The sequence below is a fragment of the Streptomyces sp. S3(2020) genome (assembly GCF_013044505.1).
Lineage (GTDB): Bacteria > Actinomycetota > Actinomycetes > Streptomycetales > Streptomycetaceae > Streptomyces.
Map to the genome: position 1 here is coordinate 42008 of NZ_JABERD010000041.1, position 17125 is coordinate 59132.

Annotated in this window: 13 protein-coding genes; 7 read left to right on the forward strand and 6 right to left on the reverse strand. The window is 70.3% G+C overall.

Annotation, left to right across the window (positions count from 1 at the left end; translation table 11 throughout):
- Nucleotides 1-320: 320 nt before the first annotated feature.
- Entirely contained in the window at nt 321-893 is a 573-nt protein-coding gene (locus HLK59_RS16020) for a transcriptional regulator (protein WP_171142096.1), read from the forward strand.
- A gap of 74 nt (nt 894-967) precedes the next feature.
- Here HLK59_RS16020 and HLK59_RS16025 read toward each other — a convergent pair whose 3' ends face one another.
- Both HLK59_RS16025 and HLK59_RS16030 read right to left on the reverse strand, forming a co-directional pair.
- Nucleotides 968-2053 (reverse strand): ParB/RepB/Spo0J family partition protein, encoded by a 1086-nt coding sequence (locus tag HLK59_RS16025; RefSeq protein ID WP_171142097.1) that lies wholly within the window; start codon nt 2051-2053, stop codon nt 968-970.
- Nucleotides 2050-3285 carry a ParA family protein gene (locus HLK59_RS16030; RefSeq protein WP_171142098.1) on the reverse strand — a complete coding sequence of 412 codons (1236 nt, stop codon included), beginning with the start codon at nt 3283-3285 and terminating at the stop codon, nt 2050-2052. Before HLK59_RS16030 ends, HLK59_RS16025 begins: the two co-directional genes overlap by 4 nt.
- 716 nt (nt 3286-4001) lie before the next feature.
- On the opposite strand from HLK59_RS16030, the gene HLK59_RS16035 reads away from it, so the two are divergent.
- The 4 genes from HLK59_RS16035 (at nt 4002) to HLK59_RS51970 (ending at nt 7513) form a co-directional block, all read left to right on the forward strand.
- Nucleotides 4002-5042 (forward strand): bifunctional DNA primase/polymerase, encoded by a 1041-nt coding sequence (locus HLK59_RS16035; RefSeq protein ID WP_171142109.1) that lies wholly within the window; start codon nt 4002-4004, stop codon nt 5040-5042.
- Nucleotides 5039-6574, forward strand: coding sequence for a phage/plasmid primase, P4 family (locus tag HLK59_RS16040; RefSeq protein ID WP_171142099.1), 1536 nt, complete (start codon nt 5039-5041; stop codon nt 6572-6574). Before HLK59_RS16035 ends, HLK59_RS16040 begins: the two co-directional genes overlap by 4 nt.
- Nucleotides 6575-6734: 160 nt before the next feature.
- The gene (locus HLK59_RS16045; RefSeq protein WP_171142100.1) at nt 6735-7118 is read left to right on the forward strand and encodes a DUF6009 family protein; all 384 of its coding nucleotides are present in this window, start codon (nt 6735-6737) and stop codon (nt 7116-7118) included.
- A 269-nt stretch (nt 7119-7387) separates the two neighbouring features.
- Complete coding sequence (locus tag HLK59_RS51970; protein ID WP_277349487.1) at nt 7388-7513, forward strand: hypothetical protein; 126 nt, start codon at nt 7388-7390, stop codon at nt 7511-7513.
- Between the two features lie 201 nt (nt 7514-7714).
- On the opposite strand, the gene HLK59_RS16050 is transcribed toward HLK59_RS51970, so the two are convergent.
- On the reverse strand, nt 7715-10477 hold the full coding sequence (locus HLK59_RS16050; RefSeq protein WP_171142101.1) for a BTAD domain-containing putative transcriptional regulator: 2763 nt from the start codon (nt 10475-10477) through the stop codon (nt 7715-7717).
- Between the two features lie 283 nt (nt 10478-10760).
- Between HLK59_RS16050 and HLK59_RS16055 the strand changes: the two genes are divergently transcribed.
- Both HLK59_RS16055 and HLK59_RS16060 read left to right on the forward strand, forming a co-directional pair.
- A complete protein-coding gene (locus HLK59_RS16055; protein WP_171142102.1) occupies nt 10761-12509 on the forward strand; it encodes an acyl-CoA dehydrogenase in 1749 nt (582 codons plus the stop codon).
- Between the two features lie 127 nt (nt 12510-12636).
- Nucleotides 12637-13647 (forward strand): 4'-phosphopantetheinyl transferase superfamily protein, encoded by a 1011-nt coding sequence (locus HLK59_RS16060; protein WP_346779739.1) that lies wholly within the window; start codon nt 12637-12639, stop codon nt 13645-13647.
- A 20-nt stretch (nt 13648-13667) separates the two neighbouring features.
- On the opposite strand, the gene HLK59_RS16065 is transcribed toward HLK59_RS16060, so the two are convergent.
- The 3 genes from HLK59_RS16065 to HLK59_RS16075 all read right to left on the reverse strand — a co-directional run bounded on the left by HLK59_RS16065 (nt 13668) and on the right by HLK59_RS16075 (nt 17015).
- Nucleotides 13668-14666: an AfsA-related hotdog domain-containing protein gene (locus HLK59_RS16065; RefSeq protein WP_206327182.1), complete on the reverse strand. Its 999-nt coding sequence runs from the start codon at nt 14664-14666 to the stop codon at nt 13668-13670.
- A gap of 202 nt (nt 14667-14868) precedes the next feature.
- Complete coding sequence (locus tag HLK59_RS16070) at nt 14869-15906, reverse strand: helix-turn-helix transcriptional regulator (protein WP_171142104.1); 1038 nt, start codon at nt 15904-15906, stop codon at nt 14869-14871.
- Between the two features lie 80 nt (nt 15907-15986).
- Entirely contained in the window at nt 15987-17015 is a 1029-nt protein-coding gene (locus HLK59_RS16075) for an AIR synthase-related protein (protein WP_171142105.1), read from the reverse strand.
- Nucleotides 17016-17125: the final 110 nt, after the last annotated feature.

A 17125-nucleotide genomic window follows, 5' to 3' on the forward strand; every position in this document is an offset into this window, starting at 1 on the left:
ACAGAAAGCCCTGACCTGGCCTTTTCCAACAGCGACCCAAAGCTACCGAAGGGGTCGTCGGTAGCTGCTCCTCAGTCGCTCCCCACGTAGGCCCTATTCGGCCACAGCGACTCAAGCGACTGTGCAGCGAGACCGCCCTCGCGCGCCCGCGGCAGGTACCGGGCTCCCCACGGCTGAGTCGCTTCGGTCGCTATTACGACGTAATAACCACGCGGCACAACAGCCGCGACCCCGCTCCCCTCCCCCACCGCCCAGGCTGAGGAACTTCTCCCCTGGCCTGCCTCATACTGATCTCCCGTAATGACGAGGAAGGAGACGGGATGCCGGATCGCACCCAGGAGTTCGGCAAGTACGGCGCCCGAGGCGTCAAGGGGTACGAAGCAGTCGCCCACCGACTCGACGGCCTCGCCGGCTACATCACCACCCCCGTCACAGCCCGGCGCGGTCTGCTGGCCCGCCTGCACTACCTCACCCGCAGCGACCACGCCCTGGCGGCCGCGCGCGCCGCAGGCCTCACGGTCACCGACCGCACCCTCAAGGCGTGGCTCGACGGCAGGCGCAGCCCGTCGAGGAAGAACCTCGAACGCATCGAGACGGCGTATCACACCGTCCGTCGCCACAACGTGGCCCGCTATCTCCTGGCCCGCCTCAACCGCGAAGGCCGCGGGACCCGCGTCGAGATCCACCCGCTCAACCAGTCCCAGGTCTCCCGCCCCCGTCAGCGTGTGGTGGAGTTCCGCACCCTCAACATCCGGCACTGGGACCGCATCGTCGAAGCCTGGGCCAACGACAACATCCAGGCACTCGACGACGCCTGGGTCGACCAGATCGTCGATCTCGGCTCCCAGTGGGGCCAGTACGAGTACGTCACCAACGTGGGCTTCGCAGCCTGAGCTATTACGTCGTAATAGCTCAGCCCCCTATTACGACGTAATAGGGGGCTGACTCATCAGACGGTTCAGACGGTTCAGACGGCCTGGCTGTCGCTCTCCACGAGGTCGGCGCGCTGCTCCTGGTGCTCGTTGAGGATCCGCAGCATCTTGTCGAACTCGGTGTCGCTCATCTTCCGGATGAGGTGCATCGCGAGGAAGGCACCATCGTCGTAGGGAAGCTTCGGCGGCGTCCGCAGATCGACCTCAGCCGCCTCGGCCTCTTCGACCTCTTCAGTCGCTTTGCGCACCGAGGTGTTGCCACGAGGCTCCGGAACCGTCTCCGCACCCTGCACGGGGACCACGGGGACTTCGACAGTCGCCGTCTGCTCCGGGCGGGGACCGTCCTCTATTACGCCGTAATAGCCCTGGGCCCCGTCGTCCTGCTTCTGCGCCCTGCGCTCCTGCTTCAGGACCTCCTTGCGGACCCGCTCGGCCTTCAGCTCCTCCAGTACCTCTTCCTGCTGTTCGGCCGGCTTGTTGCCGACAGCCCGCAGCAGGTCGATGGGCTCCTGGCCGACCCTCTGCTGAAGCTCGGGCGTCAGATTGAGCAGAGCGAGCCTCTGCGACACCCAACCCTGCGAACGGTGCAGCCGCTTCGCCAGAGCCGTCTGGCTCCCGTGGATCGCCAGCAGCCGTTGCAGCGCGCGGGCTTCGTCGAGCTCCTCAAGGTCCTGGCGGTGGATGTTGGCGACCAGCGCCGACTCCAGGAGCTCTTCGGAGGTGGCGCCCTGCTCGTCGCTGACCATCACCTTGACGGAGGCCAGGCCTGCCTCGCGGGCAGCGGCGAGCCGACTGCTGCCGTCGATGACGACATAGGTCGTGTCCGCCTCCAGGGTGGCCTCGTGCGCGGGGTTGGCCTTCACATAGGCGTCGCGGTTCATGACCGTGATCGCCTGCTTCTGGCCGTGCGTTTTGAGGCTCCCCGCCAGATCGGTGAGGTCGCCGAGGCTGGAGCGTGGGTTGTCGGGGTTGAGGCTCACCCGGTCGGTGGGCAGTTCCGAGGGCGGGGCGACCCCTTCGGTCGGTACTCCCGTCGCGGCGGCCACGGCCTGCCGGCGCGCACTGATGCCCCGGCTGGCTCCACCGAAGCGGCCGGTGCCCAGCTGATCGGCCTTGCTCATGAGATCTCCCGTGCGAGGGCGCGCATACCGACCGCCTGCTGGGACTTGGGGGCGTAGGACAGCAGTGGCTGCTTCACCCGCACAGCCTCCTTCTGCTCCTTGAGGTCTCCGATGAGCCCGACGACCTTCGGATCCTTTATGTCGACCCACCCTTGCAGGGAGGAGGTGGCGATGTAGCCGCGTCGGGAGTCGTAGAGGTTGACGACGATCCCGAGGTAGTCGATGTCGATCTGGAGGTCGCCCCGCAGGTCGTCGATCTGGGTGGTGAGCAGTTCGTAGGCATCGGCAGAGCTGTCCTCGGCCTGCACGACGATCAGCGCCCCGGACTGGCCGGGCTTCTCACCGTCACGTCGCCTGCCGTAGTAGGCGGCGGCGTCCATGCTGAGCCCGAGGCTGGGCGGGCAGTCGACGAGGATGACGTCGTAGTGCGCCTCCAGAGGGGCCAGGGCCCGCTCCAGGGCGGCTTCCCGCGCCCGGACGGCCGACAGGCGTACGTCGAGGAGGAAGGCGTCGTTGCACGCGGGCAGCAGGTGCAGCCGGCCGGTGAAGTGTTCGTCGTCGACGGAGACGATGAGGTCCCGCAGGTCGCCCTTGGGGTCGCCTGCCATGTGGTTGGTGAGACTGTCGCCGTTCATCGGCAGGGGAGTGCCACCCAGTTGGTTGGTGAGGTGGCACTGCGGGTCGAAGTCGACGAGCAGGACACGCAGCCCGAGCCCGGGGAGGTCCTCGGTGTCGAGCGGGCTGTCCAGTGCGTCGCTGGCGGCCGCGAGCTGCTTGGCGATACGGACGGGGTGGAGGCGGCTGGGGTCCTCGGCGAGGGCCTCACCGGTGCCCGCCGTGATGGCAGTCTTGCCGACTCCGCCCTTCTGGTTGCAGACGACGATCCGGCGGGTGATCGCCGGCCTCGCGACGTCCGGTGCGGGATGAGTGTCCAGCCACAACTGCACGGACTGGGCCAGACCCTGGATGAGAGAGACTCGACGGTCACCCGCGATCCGCTTGAACTCGTCCCACTGACCTTCCGGCAGGAAGGTGGAGAACGAGTCGGCGCCGGAGGTGTCGACCCCGGCTGTCGCCGATGCGAGGCCGCACCAGTCCTGGATGCCCTGTTCTACGGCCGCCTGGATCTCGATGCCCTTCTGGGCGGCTCTGATCTTGAGGTCCTGCCGGAGCCATCCCGGCAGCTTGGAGACGACCTTTTCGCGGTCGTTCGGGGAGGCTGGAGAAGTCATGGGGTCACCTTACTAACGCAGGTGATCAAAAACGCGAACGACGCGTTAGGTAGGCCAGGTTTATTACGACGTAATGAGCCGGAGGGACGGAAAAGGGCCTGAGGGACTGTTCGGTCCCTGGGCTTCAGTCCCTGCTATCTGTGCAGGTCAGAGCGTTTTGGGGGTCCAGATCAGGGACTGTAGGGACTCAACTTCCTAATTATGAGCTGGAGTAGAGCTTTTTTCGTACGCGCGTGCGCATCTGCACCAACATGTCTAGTTCAGCTCATAATTAGCGAGTTGAGTCCCTACAGTCCCTGCTGCAGATGGGTGAAACGCTCTGACCTGCGGTTATGTGCAGGGACTGAAGAGAGGGACGGTCCCTGCAGGGACCCTAGGTTCAGTCCCTGGAGGCGCTCTCGAGGATTCAGTCCCTCCAGCCGCCCTCAAGGGACCCAAACGGAACCTGCCGGTGGGGGAGTGGCGCCTCACCGGAGCCCCAAGGGACTCAAGGGACCGAAGGAACTGATAGGACGCCACGCGGTGGGAGTTGCCGGGCTCCCAGTTGACATGCCTCTACACTCTTCCCGAAACACAGTCCCTTCGGTCCCTGATACGGCATCACCCACACCCGTGGCCTGGTGTTTTCTCAGGGACCGAGCCACAGAACCGAACCACGAGACCCGACAAGGACGATCAGCGTGCCGCGCCCCGGTGACATCAGCCTGCCTGCCGCCATGGCCAGGTCCGCGACACCGCACGCCGTCGCCCGCTGGTGCGCCGCCCAGGGCTGGCCGGTCCACCCCCTGGCCCCCGGTCGAAAGACCCCCGCCGCCAACTGCCCGGAATGCAGGGACCGAAGCCACGACCCGAAGACATGCCCCTGTCTGCCCGCTGGACGCCCCTGCCACGGCTTCCACGCGGCCACCACCAACATGGGGTATATCGACGCCTGGTGGGGGAGCAGTCCCTCCGCTGGGGTGGGTGTCGCCTGCGGTCCCGCCGAGCTCGTCGTCCTCGACGTGGACGCGCACAGCGCCCAGGTCCCCGACCGCGGCCGCCTCCTGCCCGGCATCCCCATCCCCGACGCCGTGAACCTCACCGGCCTCGCCTCGGGCTTCGACACCCTCGCCCTTCTGGCAGCCTTCCGGGGCCAGCCCGACCCGGCCCACGACGAGACGACCCTGCGTGTGCGCACGCCCTCCGGAGGCCTGCACATCTGGTACCGCAACCCGTACCCGGCAACCCGGCTGCGCTGCTCGACCGGCTCCAGCCCCAAGGTCGCGCTGGCCTGGCAGGTCGATGTGAGGGCCGATGGCGGCTACATCATCGCCCCCACCACCCGCACCGCCCAGGGCACTTACGCCCCCGAGGGCACAGCCCGCCTGCCCGCACCGCTGCCCGGCTGGCTGCACACCGAACTCGTCCGCACGGGCCATGTCGTCACCCCACCGGTCCCCAGGCAGCCCCTCGCGCGCACCCGCCGTACGCGCAGACCCGCCGCAGCCCACCGTGTCCTCACCCCGCTGCTCGACGAGATCGCCGAGTGCGCGACCGCGTCCGAAGGAACCGGGTTCACGGAGAAGCTCAACCGAGCCGCCTACACCGCAGGAGGCCTCGTGGCAGCCGGCCACCTGGAGGACACCGCAGTCCGCGACCAACTCCGGGCCACGGCCGACGAGGCGAGGCCCTGGCAGACCGCCCGCAACGAAAAGATCATCGACGACGGCCTTGCCGCTGGGGCCGCCCACCCGTTCCGTCTCGAAGGACGTTCATGAGCAGCGCCGAGAGCATGCCGCGGTTCGACGCACAGGCCGCGGCTCAGCAGATGCTCGACCTCCAGGCGGCCGAGCAGCCACCCACACTGCTCCCCGCGCAGGCCTCCGGCATCGGAAGCACCCTGCCCTTCGCGTCCCTGCAGTCAGGCCTGCTGCCCCCGCACCTCAGCGACCGGGGCAACGCCCGTCTCTTCGTCCAGCTCTACCGCGACCAGTTCCGCCACGTGGAAGGCCTCGGCTGGTTCTCCTGGGACGGCTACCGCTGGAAGCGCACAGGCGGCGAGAAGGCCGCCTTGTGGGCAGCGGGGGAGATGGCCGAGGACATGCCCGAGACCGACCCCCGCGGGGTCTTCAGCAACCGGGAACTGTCCTCGCACAAGAAGAAGACGCTCTCCACCACCGGCATGAAGGCCCTGCTCACTCAGGCCAAGGCTTCCCCGGATCTCTCCGTCGACCCCGACACCCTCGACGGTGACCCCTACGCCCTGTGCACCCCCGGCGGCGTCGTGGATCTGCACACCGGGCACGTCCGCAAGGCGGACCCCACCCTGGACTTCCACTCCCGCGCCACCAGCGTCGCCCCCCAGCCCATGGAGACCCCCCGCTGGCACCGCTTCCTCGCCGACACCTTCGGCGACGACGCGGAGGGCCAGGAGATGATCGACTTCCTTCACCTGCTGCTCGGCTACTCCATCACCGGCGACGTCGGCGCCCAGGTCCTGCCGTTCCTCCACGGAGAGGGCAAGAACGGCAAGAGCGTCCTGCTCGACACGATGATCCAGATCCTCGGCGACTACGCGGACGCCGCCCCGCCCGGCTTCCTCATGGACCGCGGAGCCTTCTCCGAGCACTCCACCGAACTCACCGAACTTCACGGCCGCCGCCTGATCGTGTGCAGCGAGCTCAAGCCCAACGACAAGTTCGACGAGGCCCGGGTCCGCCTCCTGACCGGCGGCGACAAGATCAAAGCCCGTCGTATGCGGCAGGACTACTTCTCCTTCACACCCACCCACCACCTCTGGCTGCTGGGCAACCACCGCCCCGAAGTCTCGACCGGCGGCTACGCCTTCTGGCGTCGCATCCGACTTCTGCCCTTCAGCCGCACCGTCCCCGCCGCCCGCCGGATCGACAACCTCGCCTTCGAACTCGTCCGGGACGAGGGCCCCGGCATCCTTCACTGGCTCATCGAAGGCGCCCGCCGCTACCTCCTCACCCGGGACCCCCTCGAAGGCCCCGACCGGGTGCGGATCGCCACCACCGCCTACGCCAACACCGAAGACCACATCGGCCGCTTCCTCGACGAGTGCTGCACCCGTGCCGGCGACAACGGCAGCGAACTGCGCGTCGAGCAGGGCCTGTTGTTCACGGAGTACAGCTCCTGGTGCAACGTCGGTGAAGGGATCCGCCCCGCCTCGCCCCGCGCCTTCGCCACCCGAGTCCGCCAGGAAGTCGGTCTCGCCTCACCCACCGACATGATCAAGTCCAATGGCCGCAAGTACTACCCGGGCATCGCCCTCCTGGGGACCGAATGACGCACCGCACACCACCCCCGACCACCCCCCACGCCCTACATCTCACCCAGCGGCCGAACTACGATGTACCCCTGGCCCCGCTAGCGGTGGCCCCCAGAACACGCACAGACCAGTCCGGCCCCCGCCCAGCGCACAGGCCGGCGAAGGAAGGGCTGCGGCCATGAGCTCGCTGTTGACCGAGAGCGACCTCACTCACGAGGCGGACGTCGTGTGGCTGGAAGAGCCTGACAACCTCGATTACGTCCGCCAGGCCCTGGACAAGACCAAGCGCCGCAACAACAAGCCCCCGTATGCCCGGGACGGCCGTATGGTCGGTTACGCCCTCCTCAACGACGAGGCCGAACCGGACCCCGACAGCGGGCTCTACAAGCGTCGGGTCTTCTTCCTCCTCCCGCACGACCGGGACACCCTCCCCGACGGGCTCTACCGTGAGGGAGCCCCCGGCGAGGCGGTCGACCCTCGCACGATCGAACCCAAGAAGCCGGGCGCGAAGACCCCTCGCTCGCAACGAGGCCCGGCCGCCATAGCGTCCGTGACGCCGTAATCGGCCATCACAAATCACCCAAAGGGTCTTTTAACGTCCTGAACTGCCCACCCTGGCAAGCTATTACGTCGTAATAGCTTGGGCGCGGAAGGACGTGGCGGGGCGAACTCTCCCTACGCGGGCCCCTATTACGACGTAATAGTCGAGGGCGAACCCAGAGGGCGTAGAGAGCGGGTCCGGGGCATCTTGAGGTTTCGGGGGCACCACGGTTCGTGGGTGTTAGATGAACTTCGTACCCGACTTCCATCACGCCGAAAGGTGGGCATGTGATGACCGCAAAGGCTGTTGTTGACATGGTCCCCGCCGCTGGTCTGTGCGACATGTTCACCTCGACGTCGGTCGTAGCGGACGGAGGCGGTGTCGTGCTCTCTCTCGCGGACGAGAAGTGGCAGTAGGAACCATCTGACTGTGTAGCAGTGCGTCTGCGGCGAGTCAGCCAGCGCCATCGCGCCGCTCGCCGCAGACGCAGCGAGTTGTGGCAAGACACCCTGCCGGAGCGGCTGGCCCGTGCCTCCTGCGCACGCTGTGCCCCCTCACGGCCGAAGAGACACCGGATGCCGAAGAGTCCACACCGGTAGTCCCGACGCCACCCGCGTCTATCGCAGACTCGGCATCTCCCGGAACGGCGAACCCTCCTCGGACCCGCGCGGTGAACTCACCCGGGCCCCGGAACCCGCCCGAACCGCGGACTCATGCCTCCCACGCCAGATCCCCGGCCGGACCTCTGTCCAGCCCGGATGGGCAGAGCCGTCCCGCAGGCGGCCCAGCCAGCGGCGTGCGAAGGCCTCCAGGCGCCGGTCGCCGAGTGTTCCGGCGAGGGTGAGGCACTCTCGGAAGTGATCCTCGGCAGTGGAGGCGCCTCCGGCGACCAGGGTGTGCAGGCCGAGCACCCGATGCGCTTCGAAGCAGCCTCGGGTGTCGTCGGGAGCCCGGAGCAGGGTGGGCGTGACGAGACCGGCCGCGAGGGTGCCGGCTCCGTCGACCAGGTGCACATCGGCCAGCCCGGCCAAGGCACGGCTGCGCTCGGTACTGACGGCCTCCGGGCTGGCCAGTACCCGCTCGTACAACTCCCGCGCGGCTACGGAACGCTGGCGCTGCCAGGCCAGGTCGCCCAGGGAACGCAGCAGCCGAGCCCGAGCCGCCTCGTCCGTCAGATGTCCCGCGGCGTCCAGAGCCAGCGTATGAGTGTGTTCCCAGACGTCCCAGGCGGCCAGCGCCTCCAGGAAGACGGTCATGGCGTCGGCCAGGCGCACGGTCTGCGCCCACAGGCCCGCGTCGTGGACCTGGTCGAGCAGGGCGACCAGGTCATGGCGTCGGCGGGTGAACCAGTCCAGAGGGTGCAGTCCGTCCACGCGGGCGGCCTGCTGCGCGGACCCGGCCTGGTCGGCTGCCGCTGTGCTCAGCCGGGTGAGGGCGGCACGCACCCGGGCCGGCTGCTCCTCGCCGAGGGCCTCGGCGGCGGTGAGCCGCTGTAGTTCGGGGAAGCGGTGGCGGGTGCCGTCCGGGGCGCTGATCAGGAGGCCCGCGGTGACCAGGGAACGCAGGGAGAGCGTGGCGGCCTCCGGGGATACGCCGAGCGCCACAGCGGCGGCGGCCGTGGTGAACGGCCCCGAGGGCAGAAGGCTCAGGAGGCGGGCCGCCTGGCGGACCTTCTCGGGTGCCGTGGTGTACGCGGCGTAGAGCGAGCGCCCGTACTCCTCGTCGAGCGTGCGCAGCGCGGCCGGGCGGCTCTCGGCGGACAGTCGGGTGGCGATGTCGGTGGGGGAGTGGTGCGGGTGGAACATCAGGTGCTGTGCCACGGCGCGCAGTGCCCCGGGGGACCGCCCGCACTGGTCTGCCAGCCGGTCCCAGACATCCCTCGCGCCGCGCGCTCCGGGCGCGATCTCCGGCTCGTCCGTGTCGTAGTCGTGTCCCTCGTCGGTGCCTTCGGTGTCGTCGGTGTCTTTGACGTAGGCGGGGGTGGAGTACGGGGCGGTTCGGTGGTCGTGCGATGTGAGCAGCAGGTCGCGGGCATCGGCGGACGGCAGTTCCTCAAGCGGCAGGACGGGGCCGTCGAGGCCGGACAGTACGGGGCGGCTGGTGGCCAGGGCTGTGCAGCCCGCCGGCAGTGGCAGCAGCAGGCGCAGTTGGCCGGCGTCGACGGCGTCGTCCAGGAGCAGCAGCAGGCGTCGTCCCTCGGTCAGCCGGTGCACGGTGTCCCGCAGGGCAGTCACGGAGTGCGGCGGCCGGCCGCCGGCGCCGAGGGCACGCAGTACCGCGTGCAGGACCTGCACCTCGGGCAGCGGATGCCCCGCCTCGTCGCGCAGCCCGACCAGGACTTGCCCGTCGGGGAACAGCTCCGTCACGCGGTGCGCCGCGCTCACCGCGAGTGCGGTCTTGCCCATGCCCGCAGGGCCGGTCACCTGGACGCAGCCGCCGGGCAGGTCGCGCAGCCACCTGGTGAGCTGCTCCAGCTGGGTCGTGCGGCCTGTGAACAGCGGGTCGGGGGAAGGGAATTGAGTGAGCCTCAGGGAAGTGGTGGGGGCCGGGTCGGTGATGGCGGCGGAGGGTGGCCGGTCGGCGGTGAGCCGCTGCTGCCGCTTTGCCGCAGGCTCCAGCAGGGACGGGTCGCCGGTCAGGATGCGGCCGTGCAGCTGCTGGAGCCGTCGGCCCGGCTCGATGGCCAGCTCCTGGACCAGGGTGCGCCGCAAATCGCTGAAGGTGCGCAGCGCGTCCGCCTGCCGGCCGGTCCGGTACAGCGCCACCATCAGGTGTGCGTGGAAGTCCTCGTGCAGAGGCAGCTCGGTGGTCAACGCCTGGAGTTCGCCGAGGACTTCCTGGTGCCGGCCCAGCTGGAGTTCGGCGCGCACCCGCTGTTCGAGCGCGGCGAGGCGGGCCTCGGTGAGCCGGACGGACATGCTCTTGAGCAGGCTGCCGTGCGGGGTGTCCGACAGGAGCGGCCCGCGCCACAGGGCGAGTGCCTGCCGTTGCAGGTCGGCGGCGTCGGCGTGGTCGCCCTGGCCGAGGGCCTCGCGGCCCTGGCGGTGCAGGTCCTCGAAGACGGCCAGGTCCAGCTGGCCGGGGTCCACCCGCAGCAGATAGCCGGGAGCGCGGGTGAGCAGGGCGTCGCGGCCGAGCTCCGGCTGCACGTCCTGGAGCAGCTTGCGCAGTTGGGAGATGTACACCTGGAGTGTCGTCATCGCGGTGCGCGGCGGATGCTCGCTCCACAGTTCGTCGATCAACCCGTCGACGGAGACGACCTCGTTGGGACGCACCAGCAGTGTCGAGAGCACCACCCGTACCTTCGCGGCGCGCGGTGTCACGGTCCGGGCACCGGCCGCCGTGGTCACCTCCAGAGGTCCCAGCACCTTGAATCGCATACGAGAACCCCCGCTCTCTGCCGTCGGTACGGGACGTGCCGGACCCTTGGCCGTGCGATCAGCCGGTCAAAGGCATGAGGCATCTGCACTGTAGGGACATGGCATCCCCCTGCTGCGGACAGGCACACCCCAGTTTTGCGCTCCGAGGGCCGTTTCCTGCGGGAATGCGTGCTGCGGTGGGGTATCCACAAGTGTCTCTTTAGCCGGTCTCGACACGATCCGGACTGAGAGCGCAGCGCCGTGCGGTGCGGCGTGCGGTGCGGCGTGCGTCAGGGGGGTCGACTTGAGCTCGCTTTCCATGATCACCGCGCCGGTCCGGGTGGCCCCGGCGCGTGCCCGGGTGCGGCGGATCGAGGCGTTGCTGGGCGATCCGGCCGAGGACACCAACCCGGCCGGGTACCGGACGTTGCTCGCCGCCGACCGGGCCGCGGTGATCTGCGATCCTGCCGAGGCAGTGCTGGACTCCTTCGGGATGAACGAGGAGTTCGTTCCCACGGCCCTGGGTGGCCGCTTCGACTCGCCCGAGACGCTGGTGCAGGTGCTGCGGGCGGTCTTCCGCCGTGACGCCGGCCTCGGCATGGGGTACGGCATGAGCACCTTCGTGGCCGCCAACCATGTGTGGATGCGGGGGACCGCCGTCCAGCAGCGGACCTTGGCCGGGCAGCTGCTCAGCGGTTCCAAGGCGGCCATGGCCCAGCACGAGACCGCCCACACCAACGACTTCCTGCGCAGTCAGGTGCGGGGCACCGCACGGCCCGGCGGACTGTCGGTGACCGGGGCCAAGCCCGTCATCAACAACCTCCAACGGGCCGACGCGCTCGTCATGGTGCTGCGTACCGCCGAAGGACACGGCGGCGGCTGTCTGTCCGCGCTGCTGGTGGACCCTCGGGAGCTGCCGTCCGGCCGTTTCGAGATCACCCGTCGGCCGAGTGCCGACGCGGTGGGCCTGCGGGGCTACTTCCGCACCGGGGCCCGCTTCACCGACTGCCCGGTGCCTGAGGACGCCCTCCTCGGCCCGCTGGGCAGCGGGGTGCCCACCTCGCTGCTCTCCTTCCAGATGAGCCGCACGCTGGTGGCGTCGTTGGCGGTCGCCGCCGTCGACACCGGTCTGCGCACCGCCCTTCTCGCCGGCCGCGGCCAGGGAGCTGGGGTGGGGGAGGCCTCGGACCCGCGCAGTGCGGCGGCGACGCTCGCCTGCGCGTTCACCGACCTGTTGCTGTACGACAGCCTGGCGGTGGCCGCCACCCGGGCGCTGCACCTGCGGCCCGCCGAGACCGGCCTGTACTCGGCGGCCGTCAAGTCGCTGCTGCCGAAGGTGCTCAGGGACACCCTTCACGACCTGGCCAGCGTGCTCGGCTCGCAGATCTACACCCGTGAGGCCCCGGTCGGCATCTTCCAGAAGCACCTGCGCGACGTGCCGGTCATCAGCCTCGGACACGCGGGCACCGCCGCCTGCCAGGCCACGATCATCCCCCAACTGCCCTGGCTGGCCGGGCGGTCGTGGTTTGTGGACGAGGAGGCCCCGGCGGCGATGTTCCGGCCGGGCGCCCCCTTGCCGCCGTTCTCCTACGACAGGCTGGTGCTGACCGACGGACGCGACAGCCTGAGCGCCTCGTTGCCGGCCATCACGGCCGGGCTGCCCGCCCGTGATCCGGTACAGCGCGCCCTGCGCACGCTGGCCGGGCTGATGGTCGACGAACTGAGGGATCTGCGCGGCCGGGTCCTCGCGCTGGAGCCGCCCGGCCCGCAGAGTGCTGTCAGCCCGGCGTGGTTCGCGCTCACCGACCGCTATGTCCTGGTGCTGGCCGCGGCCGCGGTCCTGGGGGTGTGGCGGCACAGCGACGCGCTGAGCGAGCCGTTCCTGGCCGATCCCGCGTGGGCGGCGGCGGCACTGCACCGCATCGCCGGACGCCTCGGCATCAGGGACGTCGAACTGCCCGCGGAGTGTCTGACGCGGGTGCACCGGGAGCTGCTGACCCGGTTCCGCGATCCGCACGGCTTCGACCTCTACGACATGCCGCTGGCCGACTGACACCCCTGCCCGGGGGAGGCGGCCCCACGAGCCGGGCGGAAGCGAGGAGTTGACCGATGAACGTGGCCACACCACCGTGCACCGCGGTGCACGAGACGTACTACGCCACCGTGCGCGCCCTGCGCGGGTGGGCGCCCGGCGGGCGGCGGTCCGCGCGAGCGGCGTCGCGGCGTACGGCACGCCCGACCTGGGCACCGGTCCCGGCGGCCTCATGCCGTGCACCGCGCTCGGCGAGGTGCACGAGATGACACGGGCCGAGCCGTACACGATCAGGCCGGCCGAGAGCGACTCGCCGGCCCTTTCGGCGCGCCCGTCACTGGGCGAGCCGATCGCCGTGACCTCCGGCGGCGCCGACTGGTCGCGGCTCCGTGCCGACCTGCGCCGTCACGGCACCGCGCTGGTGCACGGCCGTCTCGCCGACTGGCGGCTGCCGCCCGGTGAGGAGAGCCTGCTGCGCGAGGTGCTGGGCCGTGACCTGCCGTCCTACCTCTCGCTCGGCGATGTGGAGTTGCGCGCCCGCTACGCCGCCTCGCGCCGGCTCCTCAAGAGCGCGGCGGCCGCCGCACTGGGAGTCCGCCCCGCCGAGTTGGAGCTGACGTACGGGCCGACGGGCCGTCCTTCGCTGCGCGGCTTCGACCAGATCGACATCAGCCTCAGTCACACCGGTGACCTGCTGCTGGTCGGCCTGACCAGCCGGGGGCTGATCGGGGTGGATGTCGAACTCGCCGCCCGGCAGCTGTACCGCCGCAGTCTGAAGCGGCACATCTGCACCCCGCAGGAGAGCAGGGACCTGGAGCGGCTGCCGCAGGAGGACCGCAACGTCAACCTGGTGCGGCTGTGGACGCTGAAGGAGGCCTACAGCAAGGCGATCGGGCAGGGCATGGCGTTCCGGTTCACGGAGTTCGGTTTCGGCCCGGGTGACAAGCCGGTACGGGTCAACCGGCCGGACGGCCGACCGGGCACCGGTGCCCAGTGGTCCTTCGGCACCTACAGCGTCGACGCCGGCGGAGCCGCCTTCGTGATGAGTGCGGCCGTGCACGACACCGGGCTGGGCCGCACCCTGGACACCGACGTCGCCACGATGCTCGACGCACAGACGGTCACGGCCATCACCGGGGCGCTGGCCGCGCTCGGCTGACGGGGTGGGGGAGTGGCCGCTCACAGGTCCTCGACCACCGTGGCGACCGCTTCCAGCACGGCCCGTCCGCCCTGGGCCAGCGTCAGGGTCACCGGGCTGAGCCGGCGGCCCTCGGTGTCCCGTCCGCACAGGCCGACCACCGCCGCGCACCGCATCGCCAGGTCCGGCTCCGCGTACCCGCGGAAGTGGACCTTCAGCGAGCCCAGGGTGCACCGGTCGGTGGCCAGTTGGTGCATACGGCCCGCGGCGAGCAGTGACGTCTGGCGCAGCGCCTCCAGCTGGACGAGGGCCGGTACATGGCCCTCGTGGGTGCCGTCGGGCAGCGGCCAGCTGTCGGGGATGCGCACGGTGGCCGACAGCCGTCCGTGGGTGAGATCGAAGGGGCCGTGCACCAGGACGGTGTCCGGGTGGCTGCGCCCGACGTCGGCGGGGTCGGCCGGCCTTCCGGCGGCGGACTCGCCGGTGGGGGCGGCCAGTGCGGTGGCGAGGCTGAGCACACGGTGGCTGCGGTGCACCACCGGCGGCAGGAAGACCACGTCGGCGCTGCCCGAGCCGCACGGCACGTCGTCGATGCTCAGCAGGGTGCTGAACCGCAGAGCGCGCGGTACTCCGTCGATGACCTTGTCGGGGCGTACCCGCAGTTCGCTGGTGAGCAGCGCGGGGTGTTCGCGCGGGTCCGGGGAGGTGCGCCAGGCGGAGATGTCCCGGGTGGCGACGGCGACACGGTAGAAGACGGCGGTGCGGTTGGCGGGCACCGAGAAATGGGTCTGTCCGATGAACTCGCCGGTCTCCCGGACCATTTCGACGGCCGTCTGCAAGTCGTGGAAGCGGTGTGGTCCGGCGGCGACGAGCGGGTGGCGGGTGGGCAGTTCACCGGTCAGTACGAACTCCTGGCGGTGGTCCGCGGCCGCGTCGGACAGGCCGAACGTTTCCCAGGAGCGCTGCCGGTGGACCAGGCTGCGCGCGCCGCTACCGGGTGCCGGTGGGTCGGCCAGTGCGGAGTGGCTCATGCCGTCCATGCCGTCACCGCCTTTGGTCGCGTGGTGCCGCGGCCCGGCCCCGAAAGCGGGCCCTCATGCCGGACCGCGGCCTGTATGCCGCCTGTTCCAGGGTGGACGGTCATGCGGGGCCGGCACCAGCGCGGTCCGGCGGCAGCAAGTTGCGCGGCAGCAACTTCCGCGCCGAGGGGCGGCCTTCGACGCTTTCGGGGGTGCCCGCCGGTCAGGGCGGCGGGGAGGGGGCGGATCCGGGGAACAAGCCGGAGAGCACCGCGTTCACGCCGGCCTGGAAGCGGCTGGTGGCGTCCAGCTCCTCCATGATCTCCGAGATGTGGCGGCGGCAGGTGCGCACCGACATGCCGAGCCTGCGGGCCACCATCTCGTCCTTGTAGCCCTGGGCCATCAGCCTGACGATGGCCCACTTCACGTCGTCGGAGATGTCGGTGTGTTCCTCGGCGTCGGGCTCGAACGGGGTGGCCTGGAGCCACAGATGGTCGTAGAGCTTGCACAGGAAGGCCACCAGGGTCGGCTCGCGCACCACGATGGCCCCCGGTGGGCGCCCTTCGACGCCCTGCTCGGGCAGGAACACGATCTCCCGGTCGTAGATGATCATGCGGTCGATCAGTTGGTCCGTGGTGCGCACCTCGGCACCGAGGGCGGTGACGTCGCGTATGTAGGCGGTGTTGGCCAGGTCCCCGCGCACGGTGTGCTGGTAGATGTGCTGGACCCGGATGCCCCGGGCGAGGCGTTCGCCGGTGATGCTGCGCGCGCTCTCCAGGAGGTGGTTGGGGCGCGGGCCGCCGGGCTGGACGGTGAGCACCTCGGTGCGGCAGCGGTCGCCGCAGTCCTTCAGGAGGGCTTCGACGACGAGGTAGTCGCTGATGATGTCGAAGGACTCCATGGGGTTGCGCTGCCGCCGGCTCTCGAAGTAGGCGGGCAGCAGGGCGAGCAGGCCGTCACGGGTCCGTGAGACGGAATGCTGGAGTTCGCGGATCTGCTCCTCGGCGGGCCCCACCAGGTTGGCGGCAGCGGCGTCGGGGCTGACCGGCACGAGAACGTCCGGGGCGCCGGGCATCGGACGCAACAGGCACAGGTGCACCAGTCGTTGCCCGATCGCGTCCGCGTCCTCGAGCGGGATGCCGACCGTCTGTGCGATGTGCTCGGGCGCGTAGCGACCGGCGTGGACGGCCTCCCGGTACGCGGCTATCCCCCTTTCGTCCAGCTCGTCGAAAGCGGCGTCAGAAAGGGATATTTCCGGCATCCTGCGTTTACCCCCCGCGGAATGGAAATCAGTCGCCAGGCAACCTTACGGGCCCGGGAACCGGTATCGGCCCTGCTCGGTCAGGCCAGCCGGGCAGGTGGCTCGGGCGCCGACCCGAGGGGAGTCGTACGGCCGTCGGCGAGTGCCAGCTCGACCGGATGGCGGCCGGGCGGCGTCACCTCGCCGACGACGGCGGCGTCACGGCCGTAGGGATGGGCGCGCAGCGCCGCCAGGACCTCGTCCGAGGCCGCGGCGGCGACGACGAGGCACACACAGCTCGAGGTCGCCGCGTGCATCGGGTCGACGCCGAGCTCATCCAGGGCCACCCGCACCTCGTAGTGCACCGGCAGCGCCACCTCCTCGACGCGCATGCCCAGGCCCGTACCGGCCGCGTACCCGTGCAGGGTGCCGGCCAGCCCGGACCGGCCCACGACGCGCACCGCGCGCAGCGCGTCCCCGGCTCCCGTACCGCGCACCTGCTCCAGCAGCCCGGCGAGCGGTACACACTCGGCGGAGACCACGCCCTCGTGCCCGAGCCCCGCCCGGGCCGACAACAGATGGGCGCCGAACCCCCCGAGCGGGGCGCTGACCAGCAGGCGGTCGCCCGCCCGCGGCGGTGTCTCCTGCCCGGCGCCGGCCGGGACCACGCCCAGTCCGGCGGTGTGCAGATAGATCTGGTCGGCCTCACCCGCGCGCACCACACGGGCGTCCACGTCGAGGACCACCACCCCGGCCGCCTCGGCGATGTCACGGACCGAGTCGGCCACGCGCCGCACCTGACGCAGCGGCAGACCCGCCTCGACCACCGCCGACACCGACAGGCCGAGGGGACGCGCGCCCGCGGCCGCCAGTTCGTTGACCGCGCCGCACGCCGCGACATGGCCTATGTCGCCGTCGCCGTAGAACGGGGGATCGGCGACGTAGGTCCCCGACAGCAGCAGGGGCCGGCCCTCGCCCAGCGGCGGGCACGGTCCGCACGCGCCGTCGAGCGCGTCCCGCAGGAACGCGCGCAGTCCGCCTCCGACGCGGCCGTCGAGGTCGTCCGGCAGTGCGACGTGTCCGGCCAGGGCCAGGGTGGGCCTGGGGGAGAAGGCAGTACCGGCAGTCATGAGGGCTTGGCACCTCTTCGTACGGTCGGGGGGCTGGCCCTTATACACATCTCACCCTGCCGACGAAGGGGAAAGTTTAGGATCGGGGGGTTGCCGGCACAATAAAAAAA

Excerpts from the sequence above, each read along its gene's own strand:
- HLK59_RS16020 (WP_171142096.1), top strand. The coding sequence starts at position 321 with ATGCCGGATCGCACCCAGGAGTTCGGCAAGTACGGCGCCCGAGGCGTC.
- HLK59_RS16025 (WP_171142097.1), bottom strand. The coding sequence starts at position 2,053 with ATGAGCAAGGCCGATCAGCTGGGCACCGGCCGCTTCGGTGGAGCCAGC.
- HLK59_RS16030 (WP_171142098.1), bottom strand. The coding sequence starts at position 3,285 with ATGACTTCTCCAGCCTCCCCGAACGACCGCGAAAAGGTCGTCTCCAAG.
- HLK59_RS16035 (WP_171142109.1), top strand. The coding sequence starts at position 4,002 with ATGGCCAGGTCCGCGACACCGCACGCCGTCGCCCGCTGGTGCGCCGCC.
- HLK59_RS16040 (WP_171142099.1), top strand. The coding sequence starts at position 5,039 with ATGAGCAGCGCCGAGAGCATGCCGCGGTTCGACGCACAGGCCGCGGCT.
- HLK59_RS16045 (WP_171142100.1), top strand. The coding sequence starts at position 6,735 with ATGAGCTCGCTGTTGACCGAGAGCGACCTCACTCACGAGGCGGACGTC.
- HLK59_RS51970 (WP_277349487.1), top strand. The coding sequence starts at position 7,388 with ATGACCGCAAAGGCTGTTGTTGACATGGTCCCCGCCGCTGGTCTGTGC.
- HLK59_RS16050 (WP_171142101.1), bottom strand. The coding sequence starts at position 10,477 with ATGCGATTCAAGGTGCTGGGACCTCTGGAGGTGACCACGGCGGCCGGT.
- HLK59_RS16065 (WP_206327182.1), bottom strand. The coding sequence starts at position 14,666 with ATGGACGGCATGAGCCACTCCGCACTGGCCGACCCACCGGCACCCGGT.
- HLK59_RS16070 (WP_171142104.1), bottom strand. The coding sequence starts at position 15,906 with ATGCCGGAAATATCCCTTTCTGACGCCGCTTTCGACGAGCTGGACGAA.
- HLK59_RS16075 (WP_171142105.1), bottom strand. The coding sequence starts at position 17,015 with ATGACTGCCGGTACTGCCTTCTCCCCCAGGCCCACCCTGGCCCTGGCC.